The 23,260-nt window shown below is 69.5% G+C and carries 24 protein-coding genes and 1 tRNA gene; 3 read left to right on the top strand and 22 right to left on the bottom strand.

Annotated features, from left to right (window positions below; genetic code table 11):
• Positions 1-51 precede the first annotated feature (51 nt).
• Together ABZ441_RS07840 and ABZ441_RS07835 are read left to right on the top strand one after the other, a co-directional pair.
• Entirely contained in the window at positions 52-1,098 is a 1,047-nt protein-coding gene (locus tag ABZ441_RS07840) for a LacI family DNA-binding transcriptional regulator (RefSeq protein WP_358969545.1), read from the top strand.
• Between the two features lie 207 nt (positions 1,099-1,305).
• Positions 1,306-3,132: a TerD family protein gene (locus ABZ441_RS07835; protein WP_358969544.1), complete on the top strand. Its 1,827-nt coding sequence runs from the start codon at positions 1,306-1,308 to the stop codon at positions 3,130-3,132.
• Between the two features lie 166 nt (positions 3,133-3,298).
• Here the strand turns inward: ABZ441_RS07835 and ABZ441_RS07830 are convergent, their stop codons facing one another.
• The 14 genes from ABZ441_RS07830 to ABZ441_RS07765 form a co-directional block, all read right to left on the bottom strand.
• Positions 3,299-3,751 (bottom strand): hypothetical protein, encoded by a 453-nt coding sequence (locus ABZ441_RS07830; protein ID WP_358969542.1) that lies wholly within the window; start codon positions 3,749-3,751, stop codon positions 3,299-3,301.
• Positions 3,752-3,804: 53 nt separating this feature from the next.
• Complete coding sequence (locus ABZ441_RS07825; RefSeq protein ID WP_358969540.1) at positions 3,805-4,227, bottom strand: gas vesicle protein K; 423 nt, start codon at positions 4,225-4,227, stop codon at positions 3,805-3,807.
• A gap of 52 nt (positions 4,228-4,279) precedes the next feature.
• Positions 4,280-4,516: a gas vesicle protein gene (locus ABZ441_RS07820; RefSeq protein ID WP_358969618.1), complete on the bottom strand. Its 237-nt coding sequence runs from the start codon at positions 4,514-4,516 to the stop codon at positions 4,280-4,282.
• Between the two features lie 20 nt (positions 4,517-4,536).
• A complete protein-coding gene (locus ABZ441_RS07815; protein ID WP_358969539.1) occupies positions 4,537-5,361 on the bottom strand; it encodes a GvpL/GvpF family gas vesicle protein in 825 nt (274 codons plus the stop codon).
• A complete protein-coding gene (locus ABZ441_RS07810; protein ID WP_358969537.1) occupies positions 5,358-5,816 on the bottom strand; it encodes a gas vesicle protein in 459 nt (152 codons plus the stop codon). Before ABZ441_RS07810 ends, ABZ441_RS07815 begins: the two co-directional genes overlap by 4 nt.
• Positions 5,817-5,853: 37 nt before the next feature.
• Positions 5,854-7,026 carry an SRPBCC family protein gene (locus tag ABZ441_RS07805; protein WP_358969536.1) on the bottom strand — a complete coding sequence of 391 codons (1,173 nt, stop codon included), beginning with the start codon at positions 7,024-7,026 and terminating at the stop codon, positions 5,854-5,856.
• The gene (locus ABZ441_RS07800; RefSeq protein WP_358969535.1) at positions 7,019-7,597 is read right to left on the bottom strand and encodes a hypothetical protein; all 579 of its coding nucleotides are present in this window, start codon (positions 7,595-7,597) and stop codon (positions 7,019-7,021) included. The genes ABZ441_RS07805 and ABZ441_RS07800 overlap by 8 nt, the downstream gene beginning before the upstream one ends.
• A 26-nt stretch (positions 7,598-7,623) precedes the next feature.
• Positions 7,624-7,881: a gas vesicle protein GvpG gene (locus ABZ441_RS07795; RefSeq protein WP_358969533.1), complete on the bottom strand. Its 258-nt coding sequence runs from the start codon at positions 7,879-7,881 to the stop codon at positions 7,624-7,626.
• 33 nt (positions 7,882-7,914) lie between these two features.
• The gene (locus ABZ441_RS07790) at positions 7,915-8,628 is read right to left on the bottom strand and encodes a GvpL/GvpF family gas vesicle protein (RefSeq protein WP_358969532.1); all 714 of its coding nucleotides are present in this window, start codon (positions 8,626-8,628) and stop codon (positions 7,915-7,917) included.
• A 3-nt stretch (positions 8,629-8,631) separates the two neighbouring features.
• Entirely contained in the window at positions 8,632-9,081 is a 450-nt protein-coding gene (locus ABZ441_RS07785) for a gas vesicle structural protein GvpA (protein WP_358969530.1), read from the bottom strand.
• 60 nt (positions 9,082-9,141) lie between these two features.
• Positions 9,142-9,450 carry a gas vesicle protein gene (locus ABZ441_RS07780; protein WP_358969528.1) on the bottom strand — a complete coding sequence of 103 codons (309 nt, stop codon included), beginning with the start codon at positions 9,448-9,450 and terminating at the stop codon, positions 9,142-9,144.
• A 516-nt stretch (positions 9,451-9,966) separates the two neighbouring features.
• Positions 9,967-10,039: transfer RNA gene (locus ABZ441_RS07775), tRNA-His, on the bottom strand.
• A gap of 124 nt (positions 10,040-10,163) precedes the next feature.
• Entirely contained in the window at positions 10,164-10,769 is a 606-nt protein-coding gene (orn, locus tag ABZ441_RS07770; protein ID WP_358969526.1) for an oligoribonuclease, read from the bottom strand.
• Between the two features lie 10 nt (positions 10,770-10,779).
• Entirely contained in the window at positions 10,780-12,009 is a 1,230-nt protein-coding gene (locus tag ABZ441_RS07765) for a helix-turn-helix domain-containing protein (RefSeq protein ID WP_358969525.1), read from the bottom strand.
• An 825-nt stretch (positions 12,010-12,834) separates the two neighbouring features.
• On the opposite strand from ABZ441_RS07765, the gene ABZ441_RS07760 reads away from it, so the two are divergent.
• Positions 12,835-13,356: a universal stress protein gene (locus tag ABZ441_RS07760; protein WP_205020185.1), complete on the top strand. Its 522-nt coding sequence runs from the start codon at positions 12,835-12,837 to the stop codon at positions 13,354-13,356.
• Positions 13,357-13,467: 111 nt separating this feature from the next.
• Here the strand turns inward: ABZ441_RS07760 and glmS are convergent, their stop codons facing one another.
• The 8 genes from glmS to ABZ441_RS07720 all read right to left on the bottom strand — a co-directional run bounded on the left by glmS (position 13,468) and on the right by ABZ441_RS07720 (position 22,961).
• Entirely contained in the window at positions 13,468-15,297 is a 1,830-nt protein-coding gene (gene glmS, locus ABZ441_RS07755) for a glutamine--fructose-6-phosphate transaminase (isomerizing) (RefSeq protein WP_358969616.1), read from the bottom strand.
• Positions 15,298-15,351: 54 nt separating this feature from the next.
• On the bottom strand, positions 15,352-15,627 hold the full coding sequence (locus ABZ441_RS07750) for a hypothetical protein (RefSeq protein WP_205020187.1): 276 nt from the start codon (positions 15,625-15,627) through the stop codon (positions 15,352-15,354).
• 149 nt (positions 15,628-15,776) lie between these two features.
• The gene (locus ABZ441_RS07745) at positions 15,777-17,567 is read right to left on the bottom strand and encodes an IucA/IucC family siderophore biosynthesis protein (RefSeq protein ID WP_358969522.1); all 1,791 of its coding nucleotides are present in this window, start codon (positions 17,565-17,567) and stop codon (positions 15,777-15,779) included.
• Positions 17,564-18,097, bottom strand: a complete 534-nt coding sequence (locus ABZ441_RS07740; protein WP_358969614.1) for a GNAT family N-acetyltransferase — start codon at positions 18,095-18,097, stop codon at positions 17,564-17,566. The genes ABZ441_RS07745 and ABZ441_RS07740 overlap by 4 nt, the downstream gene beginning before the upstream one ends.
• A gap of 38 nt (positions 18,098-18,135) precedes the next feature.
• On the bottom strand, positions 18,136-19,422 hold the full coding sequence (locus tag ABZ441_RS07735) for a SidA/IucD/PvdA family monooxygenase (RefSeq protein WP_358969520.1): 1,287 nt from the start codon (positions 19,420-19,422) through the stop codon (positions 18,136-18,138).
• Complete coding sequence (locus ABZ441_RS07730; RefSeq protein ID WP_358969518.1) at positions 19,406-20,854, bottom strand: aspartate aminotransferase family protein; 1,449 nt, start codon at positions 20,852-20,854, stop codon at positions 19,406-19,408. Before ABZ441_RS07730 ends, ABZ441_RS07735 begins: the two co-directional genes overlap by 17 nt.
• Positions 20,855-21,008: 154 nt before the next feature.
• Positions 21,009-21,860 (bottom strand): siderophore-interacting protein, encoded by an 852-nt coding sequence (locus ABZ441_RS07725; RefSeq protein WP_358969516.1) that lies wholly within the window; start codon positions 21,858-21,860, stop codon positions 21,009-21,011.
• Between the two features lie 72 nt (positions 21,861-21,932).
• Positions 21,933-22,961, bottom strand: a complete 1,029-nt coding sequence (locus ABZ441_RS07720) for an ABC transporter substrate-binding protein (RefSeq protein WP_358969514.1) — start codon at positions 22,959-22,961, stop codon at positions 21,933-21,935.
• Between the last annotated feature and the right edge of the window lie 299 nt (positions 22,962-23,260).

The raw sequence follows: 23,260 nt of genomic DNA, 5'->3' as shown, positions 1-23,260 counted from the left end.
CTTGGTTTGGCCAGGGCGCTGTGAGAAATTGACCGCGAACGGGAGGCAGCCATGGCGGCAGCGCGAGTACGGAGTGGCGGGCGGCCCACGCTCGAAGAGGTAGCGGCCAGGGCCGGAGTGGGGCGGGGCACGGCCTCACGCGTCATCAACGGCTCGCCACGGGTCAGCGCGCAGACCAGGGAGGCCGTCGAGGCTGCCGTCGCCGAACTGGGATACGTACCCAACCGCGCGGCCCGCGCGCTCGCGGGCAACCGCACGGACGCCGTCGCCCTCGTCGTGCCCGAGTCCGAGACCCGTTTCTTCGCCGAGCCGTACTTCTCCGACATCGTGCGGGGTGTCGGGGCCGCCCTCGCCGACACCGAGATGCAGCTGCTGCTGACCCTCGCGGGCAACGACCGCGAGCGGCGCAGGCTCGCCCAGTACCTGACCGCGCACCGGGTCGACGGAGTGCTCCTGGTCTCCGTCCACGCGGACGACCCGCTGCCGGACCTCCTCGAACAGCTCGGCATGCCCTCCGTGATCAGCGGCCGCAGGCACGCGGCGGAGACACTGCCCTCCGTCGACTCCGACAACTTCGAGGGGGCCCGAGCGGCCGTCGGTCACTTCATAGAGCGCGGCCGCCGCTCCATCGCGACGATCACCGGCCGCCTGGACGTCTACGGCGCCCAGCGCCGCCTCGACGGCTACCGCAAGGCCGTCGCCGCGGCCGGCCTCGACCCCGACGAGCGGCTGATCGCGCCCGCCGACTTCAGCGAGGAGGGCGGAGCCCGCGCGATGCGGGAGCTGCTGGCGCGCCGCCCCGACGTGGACGCCGTCTTCGCCGCCTCCGACGTGATGGCGGCGGGCGCCCGGCAGGTGCTGCGCGAGTCCGGCCGCCGCATCCCGGACGACGTGGCCCTGATCGGCTTCGACGACTCCGCGGTGGCCCGCCACATGGACCCGCCCCTCACGAGCGTGCGGCAGCCGATCGAGGAGATGGGCCGCACGATGACCCGCGTCCTGCTGGAGGAGATCGCGAACCGCTCGTCGGGCGACGGCACCCGGGAACGCCCGAGGATCGTGCTGCCGACGGAGCTGGTGGTCCGCGAGTCGTCCTGAGGTCTGCCGTCGTCGGGCCGGGGTCCGCCGTCGTCGTGCGTGGGCGCCCGAACGCACTTGTGAGCGAATGTTTCACAATCCCTCCATGAGGCCCCCACCCGGGCGATAAAGTTCGCGGAGTCCGGCGAATGTGTGACGCACCACACGACGTCACGCAAGGATCTGCCGCGCGTGCGCTCTGGTCCGGCAGCGCCTCTGGGAGCACGCATGCAGAAGATGGTCAAAGGCGCCAACGTCGGGCTGGCCACGCTCAGTGACAACATCGGCTCCGTGACGATGGGCCTGGGGTGGAGCGGCGCGACGAACGAGGGGGACGCGGACGTCTCCCTGTGGCTGCTCGCCGGCAACGGCAAAGTACGCAGTGACGCCGACTTCTGCTTCCACAACAACCCGGTCGCCGGCAACGGCAGTGTCCAGCTGCTCGGGAAGGCTCCCACGGCTGACGGCTACGAGGACCGCATCGGTTTCGACCTCGACGCGGTACCGCCCGAGGTCGAGCAGATCGTGGTGGTCGCGAGCCGTTACGGAGGATCCCATTTCGGGGATCTGAACAACCTCTACGTGACGCTCTCGGACAGCTCCGGCGACCCTCTGGTCCGGTTCTCCACAGAGGACGCGGGCGCCGTGCGCGCCTTCATCTTCGGAGAGCTCTACCGGCGCACCGGCGAGTGGAAGTTCCGTGCGGTCGGGCAGGGATACGCGTCCGGTCTGGACGGGCTGACGACGGACTTCGGTGTCGACACCGACGAGGGCGCCGGGGGAGAGGGCGAGTTCCAGGGCCCGGACGAGGAGGCCGCGACCCGTTCCGGCCCGCCGGCCGCGTCACCGGCGGCGGTCCCCTCCCCCCGGGCACCGGAGCCCGGGTCCGCGGCGGGTGCCGGGGAGCCGAGAGGGCAGGAGGACCCCGCCGGGCCACCCGTGACCGATGCCCCGACCGACGCCGTCGACGCAGGTGACGACGCCGACCGGGAGGCTGTCGAGCGGGAGCGCGCCGAGCTGCGGGAGTTCATCAAGGGGCTCAGCCCTGACGACATCAAGTCGGGCGGCTGGTTCACCAAGCTCAGCGCCCAGGCCATGAGTTCCTACACCGACAAGGTCGACTGGAAGTACTTCCAGGAGCGGTACGAGGGCGTACCCCCGGATGCCGTCGTCGAGCAGCGGATGAAGATGGCGGCCCGGTACGCCGCGCTCGAAGGCGGGCTGTCCGCCGGTGCCTACACGGCGGCCGTCGTCGCCACGCTCGGGAGCCTCGGTGGCGCCTCGGCGGCGACCGTCCCGGCCGCCGTGGCGACCATGATGGTCGATGTCGCGTTCGTGACCCGGCTCCAGCTCCGCCTGGCCTACGACGTCGCAGTCCTCTACCGGATCCCGCTCGACCTGTCCGACCCCGAGGACATGTGGAAGCTCATCCGGGTGGCCTTCACGATCAAGAGCGGGGAAGCGGTCCGGGAAGGCGTGGTCAAGGCGGTCCCGGCTCTGGTGCGGCCGGTGATCAAGCGCTTCTACACAGGAGGGGTACTGACCGCCGCGAAGGGGCTCCCCGTCGTCGGGAAGTACCTCCTGCAGCGCAACGTCATCAAGATCGGTATCCCCCTGGTCGGCGTTCCCCTCGCAGTGGTGCTGAACCGCTACACGACGCTGCTCGCGGGGCGGCACGCGCAAGCCGTCTTCCGGAACGAGGCGCGGGTGATCGAACTCGCCGAGGCTCTGACCAAGCGGAGTCAGCACCCGCAACTGATGCTCTGGGTCGCGTGGCTCGTCGTCATGGCGGACGAGAAGATCGCGGATGACGAGACGCTGTTGATGCGGCACCTGGTGAGACTGGCCCGGGATCGGCATCAGGTGGTCGATGAACAGCTCGCTCACCTTGTCGACCTCGACCCCGCCGAGGTGTGGCGACGCCTGGACGCCGAGCCAGGGGATCTGAGTGAACTCCTCGACGTGGCAGCCCGCGTGGCCGCTGTGGACGGTGACGTCAACGCGCGCGAGAAGGCCGTCATCGCCGAGCTCCAGGATCGCTGCCGCCGGGTGTGACGCCGTCACCCCTGTCTCCGACGACGATCGTCCCTGCCTCCGACGACGACCTGAAGGCGGTCTCGCGGCTTGAGCCGGGGGCCTGCTGCGGGCCCGTGCCCGCGTGAAAGGAGGGCCGGCTGTGGTCAGCCGGCCCTCCAGTGGTGCGGTGCGTTCCGCGGCCCGGTCAGATCCGGCCGCCGGTGAGACGGGTGATCGGCCCGGCATGGGCCTTGGCCGTCTGGCGCCCCAGGGCGAACGCGCCACCCACGAGGCCACCGACGCCCGCCGCGGTGCCCACGGCTATGGCCTTGCGGTGCTTGACGACGGTCCATGCGGTGCCCACGGTCGAGGTGACCTTGCCTGCGGTGTCCACGACGGCCTGCCGGCCCGTGCCCCAGCCGGCGGCCGCGGTTCGCTTCGTCGCCAGACCGGCCGACCGCACACCGGCGCCGGCCGACCCGGCCGCGTTCCGCGCCGACGACTTGGCCTCCTCGGCCGAGGACTTGGCCTCCTTCGCCGAGGACTTGGCCTTCGAGGAGGCGGCCGACGCACCGGACTTGGCGGCGGCCGTCCTCGCGGCCGTACCGGCCTTCGCCGCGGAACCGTTCACGTTCTTGGTCTCTTCGTTCGCAGTCATGGTGTTCGTGTTACCTCTCTGTGCGGCTCGAAACAGGGCGACGGAATTCGGGCTCAGTTGCGCGGAAGCAGTGAACCCAGCGGGCCCAGATCCAAGTTGAGGTCCTCCATGGTGAGGTCGTAGCGCTCGCAGAGCTCGGACATCCGGTCCTGGAGGATCATCAGCGTCATCCCGATGCGTTCCTCCTGGTCCTCACGGAGGTCACCGACGTCGACCCGGTGCAGGGCGGTGCGTTCCATGAGCTGACGCAGGAGTTCGACGATCGTCAGGACCAGCTTGATGAGATCGCGTTCCACCGTGTCCGGGTCGGTCTCCAGCCGCTGGGCGAGTCCGCTGCGTGTGCTCTGTGTGCTCTGTGTGCTCTGCTCCTCGGGCCCGGCGGGCACGAGGTCGAAGGCCCGGGCCGCGGCCCGGGCGACCTCCTCGAGGTTCGCCGCCTGCGCACGCGATTCCGTTCCCCGTACTTCCTCGGCCATGGACTGCTCCTCGTTCATCAGCGGCTGCTGTGCCGGGACATGCGTACGGTCCTCACCACGGCGACGGTTCGTCCGACGTGATCGACCGGATCACCGCCCTCAGATTGATGTGCACCAGGTCGACCTCGGCGATGGAGAGAACCAGATCGCCCGTGAGTACCGCTCCGCCGTTCAGCAGACGGTCCAGCAGGTCGACGAGCGCCACCTGGCGCCCGGCCAGGGACTCGATGGAGTCGTCGGGCGAAGGGCCGTGCCCGGCGCGGGGCTCCGCGAAGCCCGCGCCGGGCATGGCCGTGCTCAGTTCGTCGTTCATCGCGGTACCCCGCCGCCCGCCTCGGGGGGCGTCGCGAAGGAGTACGGGGCCCAGGGGCCGGTGATCTCGACGCGTACGCCCGGCACGTCGTCGCCGAGCCCCGCGAGAGCCCCGCGGAACGCGTCGGCCTGGGTGCCATGGACCAGGTAGGCGTCGTTGACGATGTTCTCGCCCGGCGCCTGGGCGAGTTCCCCCTGCTGCGGGCGGTGAGTGACCTGCGCCTTGGCGATGCCGGCCACTCGGCCGGACACCCCGGCGGCCACCTCACCCGCCGCCCGGTAGGTCGCACGGTGGTTCTGCTGCTGGGCACGGCGCCTCTGCAGATAGGCCCGACCCGGACGGTCCGCCGTGTCCGCCTCCGCGCTGCGGCTGCTCACCGCGACGGCCTCACGCGGGTCCGCGTAGACCTTGACGCCGAGTTCGACATGACCTTCGAGGCGGGCGAGCAGAGCGGAGAACTCAGGTTCGCGTTCCCCGAGCATCTCCCGCACCCGTCCGTCGCCGAGGTAGACCGTCGCCAGGCGCATGGGCAGCACGGTGGCGTGCTCGTAAGCCGCCTCGACGACCGCGTGGTGGGTACGGGCCAGCACTTCGAGCCGGCCCAGATCCTCCATCTGCGCCTGCACGCCCTCGCTCCCGTACGAGGCGGAGGGAACCGACGAGACCAGGGCGACGAGGTCCCCGGCACGGACCGTCCGCAGAGGAGCGCTCTCCAGCCCCTGCCGTCCCGCGAGCGCCGTCTCGAGGGGCGTTCCCGCGCGGCCGACGGCGTAGACGTAGGACATCGCACGGTCCGTCGACGGGTCCATTTCCGCTGTCACTTCGATTCCTCACCTTCCGCGTTCTCCACCTCGGGCCGGCCGGACGGCGATTCCTGGCCGGATCCGGCGGCCGGCAACCCGACGGCGGCCCTCAGCTCGGCTATCTCCGCCCGCAGACGGGCGTTCTCCGCCTCGATCTGACTGCCCGCCGCGTCGTCGCGGGAGGCGCCGCGTACCTCCGGCCGCTCGGTGCGGGCCCGCGAGGAGAGCGAAGGGTCGTGCTCCCACCAGTCGATGCCCATCTCCTTGGCCTTGTCCACGGAAGCGACGAGCAACCGCAGCTTGATCGTCAGGAGTTCGATGTCGAGCAGGTTGATCTGGATGTCACCCGCGATGACGACGCCCTTGTCCAGCACGCGTTCGAGGATGTCGGCCAGATTCGCGGAGGACTGCTGCTGCCCGTAGGGGGACGCCGCCGAAGAGGCACCCATACGGCCGGCCAGTGAATCGGACACTTCGGATCAGTCCCATCCGTGCTGTAGGCGGAGCATCTCAGCGACGTGCGGAGGCGGTACGACGCCGGGCACGCGGAGCAGGCTCCTCCTCCTCTTCCTCGTCCTCAAGGGGCTCCTCCTCCTCTTCCTCGTCGTCGTCCTCGTGGTCGTCCTCGGCGCGGGGCTCGTCGGCGGGAGCCTCGTCCTCCTCGTCCTCGTCGACCTCTTCCTCCGGGTGGAGTTCCTCGTCGTCGTCCTCGTACTCCTCGGCGGGCTCCTCGTCCTCCTCGTCGACGAGTTCGTCCTCCTCGGCGTCCTCGGAGTCCACCTCGGCGTCGCCGGACTCCGGCTCCTCGGCCTCGGAGCCGTTCTCCTCCTCGGCGCGGGCCTCCTCCTTCTCGACGGCCTCGTCGTGCTCCATGACGACCTCGCCGTCGCGGATCTCACCACGCCAGCCGTCGGTCGCCTCACCGCGCATCATGATGAACTTGCGGTAGAGCTTCAGATCGAGCCGTGCCCTGCGGCCCTGGGCACGCCAGATGTTGCCGGTCTTCTCGAAGAGCCCCTTGGGGAAGTACTCGAGAACGAGCAGGACCCTCGTCAGGTCGTCGGTGATGGCATGGAACGTCACCACTCCCTTGACCGTGCCCTTGGCGCCCTCGGTGGTCCAGGTGATGCGCTCGTCCGGGACCTGCTCGGTGACGTTCGCCTTCCAGCTGCGTGTGGACTTGGCGACCTTCACCTTCCAGTTGCTGCTGGTGTCGTCGGACTTCTCGACGCTCACGACACCCTTGGCGAAGGTGCTGAACTCCTGGAACTGCGTCCACTGGTCGTACGCCTCACGCAGCGGCACGCCGACGTCGATGTCCTCGGAGATCGTGACGCTCTTCGACTTGCCGCCGCCGCCCTTGCGCCCCTTGCCGAACAATCCCTTGACCTTGTCCTTGACAGTCTCCTTGAGATGGGAGGCACCGGCGCTGACGGCGGCCTGGGCGGGCGACTTGCCCTCACTGAGTGCCTTGCCGCCCTTGGCGAGACTCTTCAGGGCCCCGCCGGGTGCCTCCTTGCCGTCGGCGAGCCTGCCGACCCCCTCACCGAGCTTGTGGCCGAGGTTGGTGACCGCGTGCTGCGCCCGTGCCGTGAGGTAGTTCTGCAGCTCCTCCTTGAGACGGTCGGTGGCGGGATTCTTCGCCACGTCGTCCTTGAGCCTGCCGAAAGCCGTGTCAGGCATTGCTGCCACCTCCGCTCCTGCGTGCGCCCGACTTCGAAGAAGTCGTCTTGCGGGCTCCGGAGGCTGCCTTACGGGTGGCCGGAGCGGCCTTCTTCCGGGCGCCGCCGGCGGCGCCTCCCGTGGACTTTGCCGTCCTCTTGGCCGCTGTCGTGCGGCGACGGGCCGGCTTCTCCTCCGCCCCCTCGTCGTCCTCGGCGCCCTGCTCGTCCCGGGCGTCGCGGTCCTCGTCCTCCGCGTCCTCGTCGTCGCGCGCGTCCTGCGACTGTGCGCCGGACGGGTCGTCGAGTTCGAGGGTGCGCTTGTGCAGGGAGTCGGCGAGGCCGGTGGCCCGCTGCGTGAGGGCGTTGGTGGCGGCCGTCTTCGTCGCGCCCACCAGCTCCTTGCGGACCTGGTCGTTGAGGGTGCCGAGGACCGGTGAGTCGGCCAGCATCCTGCCCAGCTGCTTCGGGTCCAGGTTCAGCTTCTTGCCCGCCAGGAACATGCCGAAGCCGATCGCCAGCTTGGCCTTCTTCGTGCGTCCCAGCAGGTATCCGCCCACCAGGGCCGCGCCTATCTTGGCATTGCCGGTCATCTGTAAAGCACCTCGATCTCCCGGTATCAGGAATTGTCGTTCAGGCGTTTCTGGTATTCCTCGCACTCGGCGAGCCAATCCAGCAGTTCGTCCTCGCGCCGGTCAAATTCTTCTTCGTCGATCTTCCCGCTCAGCAGTTCACGCTCCAGCTCGGCCAGTCGCGTGCGCGCGGCTCCCGGGTCGTAGTGCTCGCGTTCGGCGGCCAGCACCACCTGGTCGAGAACCCACACCGAGCCGCGAACCGGGGCCAGCGGGAGGGTGAGCAGTTGCGAAATGAGGCCCATGGCCGGGCATCTCCCCTCTGCGAGGGCTGTGCGTCAGACGAAGCTGTAGGGCGGGAGGGGGCCGTTGAGAGCGAACCCGTATTCGTCCCCCCTGCGCTCGGCCTCTTCGTGGACCGCCTGTGAGAAAGCGGACGCCTCGTCCCGCTGCACGAGGTAGGACACGTTCAGGAAATGGGTCTTCGTGGGCTCTCCCTCGGAGACCCGTTCCGCGGCGGACGCCAGTGCGTTCGCCACTTCCCTTCCCAACGCTTCCTGCCTGGCCTGCACTTCGCGCGAAACAAGTTCGCCGAGGGCCATTTTCTGGTCCTGTGCCGAAGGATTCTGGCGGGTGTACTCACTGAGCCGCCGGGCCTCCGGCGATTCCGTGAGAATCTCCCGCAGCAGGCTCTCCTCGTCGCGTGAGACCTTCACGTTGTATTCGAGCCGGCCGTCCAGCTCCGAGAGGCGGGCCGTGTAGCTGTCCTTGCCCTGCTCCAGCGCCGCACGTACCTGGTCGTCGTCCGGCCCCACCAGACCGAAGCGCATGGGGAGGGCCGCGCCGTCGGCCATCAGCCTCTCCAGCACGCTCTGGTGAGCGACGAGATCACGTCGCTTGGCCCGCAGTTCGGGCGGTGTGTCGCTGACCACCGCGGCGAGCCCCGCCGACGTCAGGGTGCGCAGCTCCGACGGCGACTCCCCGACACCGGACAGGCCGTCCAGCCGTAGCGGGTGGTCAGCCGCGGTGATGGCGTAGATGTAGGTCGACATGGTTTATTCCTCCCCCCGCCGGCTCGTCCGGCGGCTGCTGCTCGAAGCGGAGCTCTTGCGCGCCGGCCGCTTCTCCTTCTCCTCGTCGTCGGAGTCGTCACGGCCGCTCTGGAAGGAGTCCGTGAAGGCTTCGACCGCGCCGGTCAGGGCGCCCTTCGACTTGCCCTTGGCGCCGCTCTCCATCGTGTCCCCGACTATGTCGGTGAGCTGCGCGGGAGCCTTGCGGCCGGACTCCAGGTCCAGCCGGTTGCACGCCTCGGCGAAGCGCAGATACGTATCCACGCTGGCCACGACGACACGTACGTCGATCTTGAGGATTTCGATTCCGACGAGTGAGACACGAACGAAGGCATCGATGACGAGCCCCCTGTCGAGAATGAGCTCAAGAACGTCGTAGAGATTTCCGGAGCCGCCTCCGCTGCCGGAGGCGTTGCTCTGCTGTACGAGACTCATGGTCGGTCTTCCTTCCAATGAGTGGTCCGAGATGGGTACGGCTACACGGGGCAGACCGGCTCAGCGGTCGACCTGTCCCCGTGAGTACCGTCGAATTCGTTCGTAACCAACGAGTTGGCCCTGGCCGTCGAGGCTCACGCGATAGGAGGCCATCACGCTCATGGTGTCGGGGATCTTCTCGATCTCGACGACTTCCACATACGCCGTCCAGCCGTCGTCCGTCGCATTCAGCGATGACACCGAATCCGGTGCGCGCTGGAGGAGTTGGGCAAGTTGTTCGGCTGCGTTCCGCATTGCTGTGGAGACATTGACCCGGCCGTTGCTGTCGCTTCCGCCGGAATCGCTCTTGGTGTTTTCGCTCGTCGCCATGTGTTTCACCTGCCGCGCGTCATGGTGGCTTCCTGTCGGCTCGTTCGCTCAGCCATTCGTTCGGGGCTGCACTGCGCGTGCCCATGAGACCCGAACGTATGCATGAACTCTCATCACGCCGTCCACACAGGTGCGGGTTTTCGGTTACACAACCGCCCCGGGCCGCAGGTGCGCGGGCCGACGGCCCGCGCACCGGGAGCGCGCGCTCCGTGTTCCCCGGTGATCGTCGAGCGGGCACGAGAACGGCCACGCCGCGTCGGGGTGCGGCTCGGCAGGGCCCGTCGGGCGATGCCCGGGACGAGGTGCGGGACCCGGTGTGGTGGGCGTCACCGAACCGACCGGCCAGGGTGCGGGCGGGAGCGTGGCCCGCCCACCGGCCCCGCCACGGGTACCCGTACCCGTGGCGCCGGGTACGGAGGGGTGTGCGGTGCCACGGGGGTGACGGGCAGCACATGCGCCGAACGCAAAAGACTCAGCCCCTGACCCGTTGTCCCAGGTCAGGGGCTGATCATTCAGGGTGAGTAACGGGACTTGAACCCGCGACATCCTGGACCACAACCAGGTGCTCTGCCAGCTGAGCTATACCCACCATGTCGTCCGGTCCTTTTCCGACCGGCCGAGAAAAAGTGTACAGGGTCCGAGCGGGTGCTCGCGCCCGAGTTCTTCGGGGCGGGTGCACGGGCCCCGGAGGGCCCGTGACCAGGGGCGTACGCCTACTGTCCGGTGGCCGGCGTGTGCCGTGCCGCGATCTCCTTGGCGCGGGCCGAGTCCGGGCCGGGCTGCGGCACGAAGACCGCTTCCCGGTAGTAGCGCAGCTCGGTGATGGAGTCGCGGATGTCGGCCAGTGCCCGGTGGTTGCCGTTCTTCTCCGGACTGTTGAAGTACGCCCTCGGGTACCAGCGGCGCGCCAGCTCCTTGACCGAGGACACATCGACGATCCGGTAGTGGAGGTAGCCCTCCAGCGACTGCATGTCCCGAGCGAGGAAGCCCCGGTCGGTGCCGACCGTGTTCCCGCACAGCGGGGCCTTGCCCGGCTCCTTCACGTGTTCGCGGACGTACGCCAGGACGCGCTCCTCGGCGTCGGCCAGGGTCGTGCCCCCGGCCAGCTCGTCGAGGAGGCCCGAGGCGGTGTGCATCTGCCGCACCACCTCGGGCATGGTCTCCAGGGCCGCGTCCGGCGGGCGGATCACGATGTCCACCCCTTCGCCGAGCACGTTCAGTTCCGAGTCGGTGACCAGTGCGGCCACCTCGATGAGTGCGTCGTCCGTCAGCGAGAGCCCGGTCATCTCGCAGTCGATCCACACCATACGGTCGTTCATGGAACCCACCCTACGGGGCGCTGCGCTGCCCCGGCAGGGTCGGGCGTCCAGGAACGTACACCTCGGGAACCGGTCCGAAGCGCTCCGCGGGGCCGCCGGGAGCAGCCGTCGCGGTGACGGGGGACGGCCCGGCCGAGGTCGCCGCGACGGCCCGCCGGCTCGACGCCGTGCCCTGGATGGGTACGGACGCCTCCAGCACCGTGGCGACCTCCAGCGCCCCGCCCTGCGGACGGCGGGCCCGGTAGGCGGCCCTGTACGCGGCGGGGGAGGAGCCCAGCTGGCGGCGGAAGTGCCCGCGCAGCGCGACCGGCGAACGGAAGCCGCAGCGGCCCGCCACCTCGTCCACCGAGTAGTCGGAGGTCTCCAGCAGCCGCTGCGCCTGCAGTACGCGCTGGGTGATGAGCCACTGGAGCGGTGCGCTGCCCGTGAGTGAACGGAACCTGCGGTCGAAGGTCCGTCGGCTCATGTAGGCGCGCGCGGCCAGCGTCTCCACGTCGAACTGCTCGTGGAGGTGCTCCAAGGCCCAGGCCACGACCTCGGCGAGCGGGTCGCTGCCGATCTCTTCCGGTAAAGACCTGTCGAGGTAGCGCTCCTGACCGCCACTGCGCCGCGGCGGTACGACGAGCCGGCGAGCCAGCGCCCCGGCCGCCTCGGTGCCGTGGTCGGTACGGACTATGTGGAGGCACAGATCGATTCCGGCCGCCGTCCCGGCCGAAGTGAGCACGTCGCCGTCGTCGACGAAGAGCTCACGCGGGTCGACGTGCACCGACGGATAGCGCTTGGCCAGCGTCGGTGCGTACATCCAGTGCGTGGTGGCCGGGCGGCCGTCCAGCAGGCCGGCCGCAGCGAGGACGAAGGCCCCCGTGCAGAGTCCGACGATGCGGGCACCCTCCTCATGGGCGCGGCGCAGCGCGTCCAGGGCCTCTGCGGGCGGCGGGGAGGTGATGGACCGCCAGGCGGGCACCACGACGGTGCCGGCCCTGCTGATCGCCTCCAGGCCGTACGGCGTGCTGAGTTCGAGCCCGCCGGTGGTGCGCAGCGGTCCTTCCTCGCCCCCGCAGACCAGCAGGCGGTAGCGCGGAACGCCCGCGTCCTGCCGGTCGATTCCGAAAACTGAGAGCGGAATGGAGCTCTCGAAGATAGGGCCGCCGCTGAACAGCAGTACGGCTACGACTTCCCGGCGCCGCCGTCCGGTCAGTTTCCGTGCGGCCTCCGTTGCGGTGGCGGAGTCCTGGCTCATGACGCTAAGCCCCCCTCGGTGTTCGCGTCTTCCTGGTCCCTACGGGCCTGTCGCACCTGCACGTTTCCCCTCGGTCTCGCACGCGTCCCCAGTCCTCGACACTCATGATCGAATCTACTGCGTCCCGTGGTGCCGACGTGACACGTTCCCCCACCGGCACTATGTCGACAAGGCAACTTGGCGCGAAGCGTTCGATCACGAAGCGTTCCACTCGTTGGCCCCACAGGGAAGTGCGCATCGCGATCATGGCGCGTCCCCATAGGTTCAAAGCGTACCGCGCGGTCTATTCCTGCCTGGTGGCACGTGGGTTGGGCGGCTGTGGGACCAATAAAATTAGGTGGAGGCGAAGTTGGCTGAAAACCGATGGTTGCGCGTACGCATTTCAGTCATGCGACCGGCGTGCGCCCCCTGGCCTCATGCGTCGACATGCGCCTCGACGGCCCCTCTGGGCCGTCGGCGCACCGGATGTGGACGATGCGCAGTCGCGTGATGGCGGGGCGTGACGGTCCGGCCCGGACGGGCGGGTGACGCATTCGGCCGTCCTGTCCGGGTCGGCGCGCGGGCCGGCCGGACGCTTGGACCGGAACCCGGCAGAGCCTCCACGAGCTGGATGTACGACGCAACCGGCATTGCCATACAGGGGCAGTGTCCGGCATGCTCCCTCCATCGCCGCCTGCGCTGTGCGAGGGCTGGGCAGTGGAGGAGTGGCGCCGTACCCTTGGGGGTAGGGGGTTGGGAAGATGTTTCCCGGACACTGCTTCATCGCTCGCAGACACACCTCCAAACCGCTCCCTCCTCACGAGGACTCTCTTCGCCGAGACACCGATGGCCGGTCACGAAATCCCCGAACCCGCAGACCGCAAGCAGGTAGCCGACCCCGGGTCGGAACCTCTGACGGTCGAAGAGTCGCGCCCTTCCTGCGATCCAGCCTTCCGTCATGGCGTCGTGGTCGGCTTCGACGGCTCCATGTCCAGTGAGCGGGCCCTCGCGTACGCCATCGGCATGGCGCACCGGCACAGCTCCGGGCTGATCATCGTCCACGTGGCCAACCGGCTTCCGACCACCGTGTGGGCGGGCTGTGAGCCGCCCGTCTTCGTCGATGTGCCCGACCACCGCACCGAGGTCCTCGGTCTGGAGCTGGCGTGCGCGGACTATCTCGCCGAGGTGCCCTGGGTGCTCGTGGAGCGCGGCGGGGACATCTGCCACGAGCTGGAGGAGGTCGGCCGGGAGTACTCGGCCGACGCCATCGTGGTCGGTTCGACCCACGGCATCGTGGGCCGGATCTTCGGATCCGTGGCCGGCCGCCTCGCGCGCCGCGCCCAGCGCCCGGTCATCGTCATCCCCTGAGGTGCGCGCCGCCCTGGACGCACGGACCGGCAACCCCTGCCGCACGAAAGGCCCCTGACGTCACGTCAGGGGCCTTTCGCGCGTCTCGGGTGAGCCCCGGAAGGCGGGCGGCTACTCGACGGTGACCGACTTCGCCAGGTTGCGCGGCTTGTCGATGTCACGGCCCATGGCCAGAGCCGTGTGGTAGGCGAGGAGCTGCAGCGGGATGCCCATCAGGATCGGGTCCAGCTCGTTCTCGTTCTTCGGGACGACGATCGTGTGGTCGGCCTTCTCCTGCTCGCGGTGGGCGACGGCGAGGATGCGTCCGCTGCGGGCCTTGATCTCCTCCAGCGCGGCGCGGTTCTTCTCCAGCAGGTCGTCGTCCGGGACGATCGCGACGGTGGGGAGCGCCGGCTCGATGAGCGCGAGAGGGCCGTGCTTGAGCTCGGAGGCCGGGTAGGCCTCCGCGTGGATGTAGGAGATCTCCTTGAGCTTCAGGGAGGCCTCCAGCGCGACGGGGTAGCCCCGGACGCGGCCGATGAACATCATCGACTGCGCGCCCGCGTACTCCTCGGCCAGCTTCTTGATCTCGTCCTCGGACTCGAGGATCCGGCCGATCTGCTCGGGCAGCTTGCGCAGGCCCTCGATGATCCGCTTGCCGTCGGAGACCGACAGGTCGCGGATGCGGCCCAGGTGCAGGGCGAGCAGTGCGAAGGCGACGACGGTGTTGGTGAAGCACTTCGTGGAGACGACGCAGACCTCGGGGCCCGCGTGGACGTACATGCCGCCGTCCGCCTCGCGGGCGATCGCCGAGCCGACGACGTTGACGACGCCCAGGACGCGTGCGCCCTTGCGCTTGAGCTCCTGCACCGCGGCCAGCACGTCGTAGGTCTCGCCGGACTGCGAGACGGCGACGTACAGCGTGTCGGGGTCGACGACGGGGTTGCGGTAGCGGAACTCGGACGCGGGCTCCGCGTCCGCGGGGATGCGCGCAAGCTCCTCGATGAGCCCGGCGCCGATCATGCCCGCGTGGTACGACGTGCCGCAGCCGAGGATCTTGATCCGGCGGACCCCTCGGGCCTCGCGGGCGTCCAGGTTCAGGCCGCCCAGGTGCACGGTGGAGAAGCGGTCGTCGATGCGGCCGCGCAGCACGCGGTCCACGGCGTCGGCCTGCTCGGAGATCTCCTTGTGCATGTACGTGTCGTGGCCGCCCATGTCGTACGACTCGGCCTCCCACTCCACGGTGGTCGGCGTGGCCGTCGTGCTCGAGCCCTCGGTGGTGTACGTACGGAAGTCGTCGGCCTTCAGGGTGGCCATCTCGCCGTCGTCCAGGGTGACGATCTGGCGGGTGTGCGCGACCAGGGCGGCCACGTCGGAGGCGACGAACATCTCCTTCTCGCCGATGCCGAGCACGACCGGGGAGCCGTTGCGCGCGACGACGATGCGGTCGTTGAAGTCGGCGTGCAGGACGGCGATGCCGTACGTGCCCTCGACGGACTTCAGCGCCTCGCGGACCTTCTCCTCCAGGGTGGAGGCCTGGGCCCGGGCGATCAGGTGGACCAGCACCTCGGTGTCGGTCTCCGAGAGGAACACGGTCCCGTCGGCGACGAGCTTCGCGCGGAGCTCGGAGGCGTTGTCGATGATTCCGTTGTGGACGACGGCGACCTTGTTCTCCGCGTCCAGGTGCGGGTGCGCGTTCTCGTCGCTCGGGGCGCCGTGGGTGGCCCAGCGGGTGTGGGCGATGCCGGTGGTGCCGGCGAACCGCTTGGGTACGCGTGCCTCCAGCTCGCGGACCCGGCCCTTGGCCTTGACCGTCTTCAGCACACCCGGCCTGCCCGCCGCGGCCTTGCCCGTGATGACGATGCCCGCGGAGTCGTAGCCCCGGTACTCGAGCCGCTGCAGGCCCTCGAGCAGCAGCGGAGCCACGTCACGCTTCCCGATGTATCCGACGATTCCGCACATGGGTTTCTGCCCCTCCATCGACGTACAGTTCCGTGCCCGACCCGCGTGTCCCGCTCAGCCGTAGACGATGCGGCGCAGCTGCCGGAGCGAGAGCTCCTGCGGCGCCACCGCGCGGTGCGGCAGCTCGGCCGCGATCCGCTCGAAGATCTCCGCGTTCACCAGGCCGCCCGCCTGCAGCTCGCGGTGGCGGCGCCGGACGAAGTCCTCGGTCGTCTCGTCGAAGTACGCCAGCACGTCGAGGATCACCCTTGCGGCCTCGCCGCGCTGGAGCGCGGTGGAGCGTACGAGGTGGTCGATGAGGTCGTCATGCGTCTGGCGGCGTTCGAGCACTCGTCGATATTGCGTGGATCGGCGGAGCTACGCAAGAAATCTGCCCGATATCGGGCAGGAATCTCATTCGATGAGACCTTTATGCCGTGAATGCCCCTTAGGATCTCATCCGGCCCCGCCCGGGAAGGGGCGGGGCCGGATGGCCGGGCTCAGTACGCCGCGATGGGGTTCCGCAGTGTGCCGGTCAGCTGGAGCGCGCCGGCCGGGTCCTCCAGGTCGACCATCTGCCGGTTGTTCCGCAGCTGCAGCCGGTTCAGGCAGGACAGCGCGAACTCCTCCGTGAACATGTCGTACTGCTTGAACTTGTCCGCGAGGTGCGGCACCGAGTCCTGGTAGCCCCTGACGCAGGCGGCGACCGTCCGCCAGAAGGTCTCTTCGTCGAGGACCCCCTCGGTGGCCAGGTCCGCCCCCAGGAAGCGGAGGAAGCAGTCGAAGACATCGGTGAAGACCGACAGCAGTTTCATGTCCTCGGGGACCTCGGCGCGGATCCGCTCGACCTGGGGCGGCAGCACCGCGTCCGGGTCCAGGACCGCGATCTCCTCGGCGATGTCCTTGAACACCGTCCGGCGCACGACGCCGTCCTCGACGACCAGGATCACGTTCTCGCCGTGCGGCATGAACACCAGGTCGTAGGCGTAGAAGCTGTGCAGCACCGGCACCAGGTAGGCGTCCAGGTAGCGCCGCAGCCAGTCGGCCGGATCCAGCTCCGACTCGGAGATCAGCGCGCCCGCCACCGAGCGGCCCTCCGCGTCGGTGTGGAGCAGCGAGGCCATCGTCGCGAGCCGCTCCCGCCCGGTCAGGGCGGGGACCGGGCTCTCCCGCCACAGTGCGGCGAGCATCTTCAGATACGGGGACCCCTTGGTGGTCGCCGCCTCGTAGGACCGGTGGCGGTAGCCGATCGCGGCCCGCTCCCGGATGATCGAGAACCCGGCGCCGCGCAGCAGCTCGTCGCGCTCGATCAGGCCGGCCAGCCAGTCGTTGATCGCGGGAGTCGCCTCCATGTACGCGGCGGAGAGCCCGCGCATGAAGCCCATGTTCAGCACGGACAGCGCCGTCTTGACGTAGTGCTTCGCGGGGTGGTCGGCGTTGAAGAAGGTCCGGATCGACTGCTGGGCCAGATAGGTGTCCTCGCCCTCGCCCAGGCAGACCAGGTGCTGCTGGGCCACCTCGCCGGCGAAGGTCACGGCGAGCTTGTTCCACCACTGCCAGGGGTGGACCGGGATCAGCAGGTAGTCGTCGAGGTCGAGCCCGAGGTCCGTCATCCGGGCCGCGAATCCGCCGAGGGTCTTCTCGCCGAGCTCGCCGGCGATCAGAGTGGGGTAGTCGAGCCCGGCACCGGCCGTGAAGGTGGCGCGATCGCGTCGGGCCGCCAGCCAGACCAGCCGGATTCCGGTCGCGGCCTCGGGGGCGTAGGCGCGGTATTCGCCGACCCCGAAGCCGAGCCGCCCGTTGTTGGCGACAAAACAGGGGTGCCCCTCGGTCATCCCGGTCTCGACGTCCTGGAAACCGGCCACGGCGAGCTGCGCCGAGGTGGTCGGTTCCTTGGTCAGTTTGTACGCCGTTCCAGCCAGCGTGGAGGAGATCTCCTCCAGGTACACCGGCAGGACCTCCGCCGACAGGCCCAGCGTGGACCGCAGTTCGACGAAGAACTCCAGCGCGTCGAGGGGGAGGTCCGAGCCGTGCCGGTGACGGGTGATCGACGAGGCGTCGACCTGCCAGTGGTCCAGCGCGAAGCGGCGGGCGGCGAAGCGGTACTCGACCGTCCCGTCGTCGCTGCGCACGCTGTGGCGGCCGCCGTCGCCCGGGGCGGGGACCAGCAGCCGTTCGTGCGAGAACTCGGCCAGGGCCTTGCGGATGAGCAGCCGGTTGGCGACGGCCCAGCGCTCCGGGGTCAGGTGGTCGACGGCGGCGGTGGTGGTGGTGGCGGGGGGTGTGGTCATCGGTCTGCTCCCGTGGTCGCGGCCTCGAACTGCTCGCGGGTGCAGGCGCTGAGCAGGGCTCGCTTCTCCGGCTTGGCGATCTCGCGGATCACCTCGAAGCCGACGGCCTTGTTCAGGGCGTGCACCGCGGTGTTGGTGACGTCCGGTTCGACGACGACCCTGCGTGTGGCGGGATCGGCGAAGAGGGTCTCCATGACGGTGGTGATCACGGCGAGGGTGTAGCCGTGCACCGGGGTCTCGGGCGGGGCGACCAGGAAGTGCATCCCGATGTCGCCGGGCTCCGCGTCGTACAGGCCCTTGAGCTCGACCTCGGTGGGGTCGTAGCGCTCCATCAGGAAGGCGGGCTCGCCGTCGTGCAGGCCGATGAAGGCGTCGTGGTGCGGGTGGGCGGCTATCGCCGCGTACTCCCGCTCGACGTCCTCCAGGCGGGCGTCGCCCATCAGCCAGTAGGCCGACCTGGGGTGGGTGACCCAGCTGTGCACCACTTCGGCGTCGGACCGCCCTCCGGCCCGGCCGGGGGTGGTGTCCATGGGGCGGACGGTGAACGTCCCGGGGGTCTGCGTGCTGGTCATACGGCGAACTCCTGGAAGGCGACGGACTTCTCGACCGGGTAGTACTCGCGGCCGAGCAGCTCGCCGATGATGTAGGCGTTGCGGTAGGCACCCATGCCCAGGTCGGGCGAGGTGATCGAGTGGGTGTGCACCCCGGCGTTCTGCAGGAAGATCCCGCGCCCGGTGGTGTCGATGCTGTAGTTGCGGGCCACGTCGAAGCGGCCCCGGGAGTCGTGCCGGATCCGGTCGGCGACGGGCTCCAGGAAGGCCGGGGCGGCGTACCGGTAGCCGGTGGCGAGGATCAGGCCCTCGCTCTCGAGCTCGTAGTCCGTGCCCTGTTCCTCCTGGCGCAGGCCCAGCGTGTAGGTCCCCGTGGACTCCTCGTAACGCGCGCTGCGCAGAGCCGAGTTCGTGAGCAGGCGGGTGGGGACGGGGCCCTGCACGTTCTTCTGGTAGAGCAGGTCGAAGATCGAATCGATCAGCGCGCCGTCGATGCCCTTGAAGAGGCCCTTCTGGTCCGACTCCAGCCGGTAGCGGGTGTCCTCGGGCAGGGCGTGGAAGTAGTCCACGTACTCGGGCGAGGTCATCTCGAGCGTGAGCTTGGTGTACTCCAGCGGGAAGAAACGGGGGGACCGCGTGACCCAGTTCAGCCGGTAGCCGTGCACGTCGATCTCGGAGAGCAGGTCGTGGTAGATCTCGGCCGCGCTCTGCCCGCTGCCCACCAGGGTGATGGACTCCTTTGCCTGCAGTGTGGCCTTCTCCCGCAGATACCGGGAGTTGTGCAGGAAGTCGCCGCCCAGGCCGTGGCAGGCCTCCGGGATGTGCGGCGGGGTGCCGGTACCCAGGACGAGGTGCCGGGCGCGGAAGGCGCTGTCGGCGGTGCGCACGGTGTACAGGCCGTCGTCCTCGCTGTACGTAACCGACTGGACGGTCTGGTTGAAACGGACACTGCTCAGCCGGGCGGCCGCCCACCGGCAGTAGTCGTTGTACTCGGTGCGCAGCGGGTAGAAGTTCTCCCGGATGTAGAACGAATAGAGCCTGCCCCGCTCCTTCAGGTAGTTGAGGAAGGAGTACGGGGAGGTCGGGTCGGCCATCGTGACGAGGTCCGACATGAACGGCGTCTGGAGATGGGCCCCTTCGAGGAACATCCCCGAGTGCCACTCGAAGTCCGGCTTGGACTCCAGGAACACCCCGTTCAGCTCCTCGACCGGCTCGCTCAGGCAGGCGAGCCCCAGGTTGAAGGGACCGAGCCCGATCCCGATGAAGTCGTAGGGGGCGGCGAGGGGTTCAGGAAGCGCGTTCAAGGGACTCTCCCAGGTACTGCTCGGCATGGCCGGCGATCAGATCGAGGACGGCGGCGATGTCGGCCACGGTCGTCTCGGGGTTGAGCAGGGTGAATTTCAGGTACTGGCTGCCGCCGACCTTCGTGCCCGCCACCACGGCCTCACCGGAGGCGAAGAGGGCCTTGCGGGCGTAGAGGTTGGCGCGGTCGATGTCGGCGGGCGTCCCGGCGTGGGCGGGGACGTATCTGAACACCAGGGTGGACAGTCGCGGCTCCACCACGACGTCGTAGCGCGGGTCGGAGGCCAGCAGCCGCCAGCCCTCGGCGGCCAGGTCGCACACCTCGTCGAACAGCTCACCGATGCCGTCCGCGCCCATCGTGCGCAGCGTCATCCACAGCTTGAGCGCGTCGAACCTGCGGGTGGTCTGCAGGGACTTGTCCACCTGGTTGGGGATGCGCTCCTCGACGGTCCGAGCCGGGTTGAGGTACTCCGCGTGATACGTCGCATGACGCAGCGTCGACCGGTCGCGGACCAGAACGGCGGACGAACTCACCGGCTGGAAGAAGGACTTGTGGTAGTCGACGGTCACCGAGTCGGCATGCTCGATCCCGTCGAGGAGCCCGCGCCGGGTGCGTGAGGCGAGCAGCCCGCAGCCGTAGGCGGCGTCGACGTGCATCCAGGTGGCGTACCGCTCGCAGAGCGCGGCGATCTCGGGCAGTGGGTCGATGGAGCCGAAGTCCGTGGTCCCCGCGGTGGCGACGACCGCCATCGGTACGGTGCCCTCGGCCGCGCAGCGTTCGAGGGCGGCGGCCAGCGCGACGGTCTGCATGCGCTTCTCGCGGTCCACGGGGACCGACACGACGGAATCAGGGCCGAGGCCGAGGAGTTTGGCCGACTTCTGGACGCTGAAGTGGCTGCACTCGGAGGTGAGGATCCGCAGCCGGGTGAACTCCCCGGGGCTCAGCTTGGTCTCCTCGCGGGCCAGCAGCAGTGCCTGGAGGTTGGACTGCGTGCCGCCGCTGGTGAAGACGCCGTCCGCCGCGGGGCCGAGGCCGATGCGGGCGGCCGTCCAGTCGATCAGCCGGCGCTCGATCAGGGTGCCGCCCACGCTCTGGTCCCAGGTGTCCAGGGAGGAGTTGACGGCGGAGAGCACGGCCTCACCGACCACCGCGGGGATGACCACCGGGCAGTTGAGGTGGGCGAGGTACCGGGGGTGGTGGAAGTACACGGCGTCGCGGAGGTAGACCTCGCCGAGTTCGTCCAGGACGGCAGCCGTGTCACCGAGCGGCCGGTCGAGGTCGATGGCGTCGACGACGGGGGTGAGCCCGTCCACGCCCATGCCGCTGAACGGCTGCTCGGCGGAGGCGATTCTGGCCGCGACCTGTTCTACGCCCGCGGTGACGGACCGACGGTAGTCCTCCGTCGTCGTGCGGTTGAGCAGGTGGGAACGCATGGAGGGGGCCTCCCGGGTGGGGACGTCGTCGCGGCCCTCCGGGCAGGGGCGAGGGGCGCGGCGCTTAAGTTAGGTAAGCCTAACCTAACAAGACCCGTCGTGTTCGCCTTTTCTGGGGTTCCGTCACCGGAACTCCACACTGCGTGCGGCCGCGTTACGCGGGCACCCGCGTCGCCTCTTCCCTCAGCTGCTCCTCGCTCAGTCCGCGCCGCCAGTACCCGACGAAGGTGACGCGCCTGCGGTCGAACTCCCGCTCCCGGACGAGGTGGCGGCGCAGCCCGCGGACCCCTGAGGACTCGCCCGCGATCCAGGCGTACGGAGTTCCCCCGGGCAGTTCGGCGGCACGCACGGCATCCAGGGCGGAGGGGGCTCCCTCGTCCCGTACGAGCCAGGTGATGTGCGCGTCGGCCTCCGTGCGGAGCTCCAGCCGGTCCTGGGTGTGCGGGACCTCCAGCCAGACCCGGGCCCGCGTGCCGGGCGGCAGCCACTCCAGGGCGGCGGACGCGGCGGGCAGCGCCGTCTCGTCGGCGCAGATCAGCACCCACCCGGTGTCCTGCGGCGGCTGGAAGCGGACGCCGTTGTTGTCCCGGCCGGTGGGGCCCAGCACGGTGAGCCGCTGCCCCGGCACCGCGGCCTCCGCCCAGCGGCAGGCGGGCCCGCCGTGCTCGTGCAGCGCGAAGTCGATGTCGATCTCGGTGGAGCCGTCCGCGGCGTACCGCTGGGCGCGCACGGTGTACGACCGCATCACCGCCCTGACGTCGTGGGGCAGTGCGCGCCAGGCCGGGAACCACTCACCGTTCGCGTCGACCGGGACCACGGCCTCGGTCTGGCCCGGGTGCGGCAGGAAGATCGAGAGGCTCTGGTCCCGGCCCCCGGCGACGAAGCCGTCGCTTCCCGGGCCGCCGAACGTGATTCTCCGCATCGACGGGCTCAGCCGGCAGGTCCGCAGGACCGTCAGTCCGAAGAACCGGAAGGGGGCTATGGCGGGTGCGGTGGCGGTCGTCATGCGAGCGGTCCTCCCAGGAACCGGAACTGCGACGGCGGTCCGGCCCGGAGTCGTCCGGGCCGGACCCGGAGGTCAGCCGACCTTCTTGGCCTTCTCGATGGCCTCGGCGAGGGCGTCGAGGATCGGTGCGCACTTGTCGTAGGAGTAGATGGGCTCCGTCGTGCGCGGGATGATCTGACCCGCCTTCACGGCGGGCAGTCCCGCCCAGGTCGGCTTCGAGGTCAGCGCGTCGGGCTGCAGGGCCGAGGAGCGGTTGTCCATCATGATGATGTCGGCGTCGTACTTGTCGACGTTCTCCCAGCTCAGCTCCTCGAAGAAGCCGGCCTCGTTGACCTTCGGCTCGACGAACTGCACGCCGAGTTCCTGGAAGTACAGGGTGTCGGCGGACGTCTTGGCGAGCGTTACGTAGAACAGGTCCTGGCTGGCCGAGCCGACGAGGACCTTGATGTTCGGCTGGGACTTGGCGGCGGCGCGCAGCCGGGCCGCGGCCTTCTCGAAGGCGGCCTTGGCGTCGGTGATCTTCTTGGCCTTCACGTCCGCGCCGAGGGAGGCGGCGAGGTCCTCGTGCCGCTGGATCGCCTTCGGGATCGTGGTCTGCGCCGCCCACAGGGCGACGCTCGGGGCCAGCTTGAGGATCTTGTCCTTGGACTGGTCCGGCACGTACCAGAGGGCGTCCTTCTCCCACATGGCGGTGACGAGGAGCTCCGGTGCGAGGCCGGCGTACTTCTCGACGTTGAACTCGCCCCAGACGTTGCCGAGGACCTCGACCTTGCTGATGTCGAGGTCTCCGGCCTGCACGTCGGCCTTGCCGTCGGTGGTCTTCGTCGGGCCGAAGACACCCTTGACCTCGACGCCGTAGTCGTGGAGCGCGGCGGCGACCCCGATGAACGCGACGATGTTCTTCGGTGCGGAATCGGCCTCGGCCGTCTGCCCGCGGTCGTCCTTGAAGGACCAGGGGCCGGATTTCTCCGCACTCGAACCCGAGGTGGAGCCCTTCTCGTCCCCGTCGCCGCAGGCCGCGAGGACGGCACCGAGGCCGACGGCGCCGCCGACGGCCAGCAGGCCACGGCGGGAGAGTGAGCTGGTCCGGACGTTGGACATGAGTGGGTCTGCTTTCGTACGCGCCCCAGGGCGCCCGCTGACGATTCGAGGGAAGGCTAGCCTAACCTCACATACGGCGGGCGCGGAGGGCAAGGGGAGCGGCCGTTCCGTTACCCCCGCAGAGGGAAGCCTCCCTCCCCGGGGGCGGGGAGGGAGGCTTCCCTCTGCGGGTCGGCCGCTCTCAGTCGGTGGCCGGCCGCAGCCGGCGGATGTCGCCGTCCGGGGCGAACTCCGGCCTGCGGCAGGCCACATCGACGCGGGTCCTGGTCACGGAGGAGGACCTCCAGGGCGCCGGCCGG

It is taken from the genome of Streptomyces sp. NPDC005752, assembly GCF_040630715.1.
GTDB lineage: Bacteria > Actinomycetota > Actinomycetes > Streptomycetales > Streptomycetaceae > Streptomyces.
The sequence above is the reverse complement of the archived record's forward strand: the minus strand, read 5'-3'. Positions and strand labels throughout refer to the sequence as shown.

Excerpts from the sequence above, each read along its gene's own strand:
- ABZ441_RS07840 (WP_358969545.1), top strand. The coding sequence starts at position 52 with ATGGCGGCAGCGCGAGTACGGAGTGGCGGGCGGCCCACGCTCGAAGAG.
- ABZ441_RS07835 (WP_358969544.1), top strand. The coding sequence starts at position 1,306 with ATGCAGAAGATGGTCAAAGGCGCCAACGTCGGGCTGGCCACGCTCAGT.
- ABZ441_RS07830 (WP_358969542.1), bottom strand. The coding sequence starts at position 3,751 with ATGACTGCGAACGAAGAGACCAAGAACGTGAACGGTTCCGCGGCGAAG.
- ABZ441_RS07825 (WP_358969540.1), bottom strand. The coding sequence starts at position 4,227 with ATGGCCGAGGAAGTACGGGGAACGGAATCGCGTGCGCAGGCGGCGAAC.
- ABZ441_RS07820 (WP_358969618.1), bottom strand. The coding sequence starts at position 4,516 with ATGCCCGGCGCGGGCTTCGCGGAGCCCCGCGCCGGGCACGGCCCTTCG.
- ABZ441_RS07805 (WP_358969536.1), bottom strand. The coding sequence starts at position 7,026 with ATGCCTGACACGGCTTTCGGCAGGCTCAAGGACGACGTGGCGAAGAAT.
- ABZ441_RS07800 (WP_358969535.1), bottom strand. The coding sequence starts at position 7,597 with ATGACCGGCAATGCCAAGATAGGCGCGGCCCTGGTGGGCGGATACCTG.
- ABZ441_RS07795 (WP_358969533.1), bottom strand. The coding sequence starts at position 7,881 with ATGGGCCTCATTTCGCAACTGCTCACCCTCCCGCTGGCCCCGGTTCGC.
- ABZ441_RS07790 (WP_358969532.1), bottom strand. The coding sequence starts at position 8,628 with ATGTCGACCTACATCTACGCCATCACCGCGGCTGACCACCCGCTACGG.
- ABZ441_RS07785 (WP_358969530.1), bottom strand. The coding sequence starts at position 9,081 with ATGAGTCTCGTACAGCAGAGCAACGCCTCCGGCAGCGGAGGCGGCTCC.
- ABZ441_RS07780 (WP_358969528.1), bottom strand. The coding sequence starts at position 9,450 with ATGGCGACGAGCGAAAACACCAAGAGCGATTCCGGCGGAAGCGACAGC.
- orn (WP_358969526.1), bottom strand. The coding sequence starts at position 10,769 with ATGAACGACCGTATGGTGTGGATCGACTGCGAGATGACCGGGCTCTCG.
- ABZ441_RS07765 (WP_358969525.1), bottom strand. The coding sequence starts at position 12,009 with ATGAGCCAGGACTCCGCCACCGCAACGGAGGCCGCACGGAAACTGACC.
- ABZ441_RS07760 (WP_205020185.1), top strand. The coding sequence starts at position 12,835 with ATGGCCGGTCACGAAATCCCCGAACCCGCAGACCGCAAGCAGGTAGCC.
- glmS (WP_358969616.1), bottom strand. The coding sequence starts at position 15,297 with ATGTGCGGAATCGTCGGATACATCGGGAAGCGTGACGTGGCTCCGCTG.
- ABZ441_RS07745 (WP_358969522.1), bottom strand. The coding sequence starts at position 17,567 with ATGACCACACCCCCCGCCACCACCACCACCGCCGCCGTCGACCACCTG.
- ABZ441_RS07740 (WP_358969614.1), bottom strand. The coding sequence starts at position 18,097 with ATGGACACCACCCCCGGCCGGGCCGGAGGGCGGTCCGACGCCGAAGTG.
- ABZ441_RS07730 (WP_358969518.1), bottom strand. The coding sequence starts at position 20,854 with ATGCGTTCCCACCTGCTCAACCGCACGACGACGGAGGACTACCGTCGG.
- ABZ441_RS07725 (WP_358969516.1), bottom strand. The coding sequence starts at position 21,860 with ATGACGACCGCCACCGCACCCGCCATAGCCCCCTTCCGGTTCTTCGGA.
- ABZ441_RS07720 (WP_358969514.1), bottom strand. The coding sequence starts at position 22,961 with ATGTCCAACGTCCGGACCAGCTCACTCTCCCGCCGTGGCCTGCTGGCC.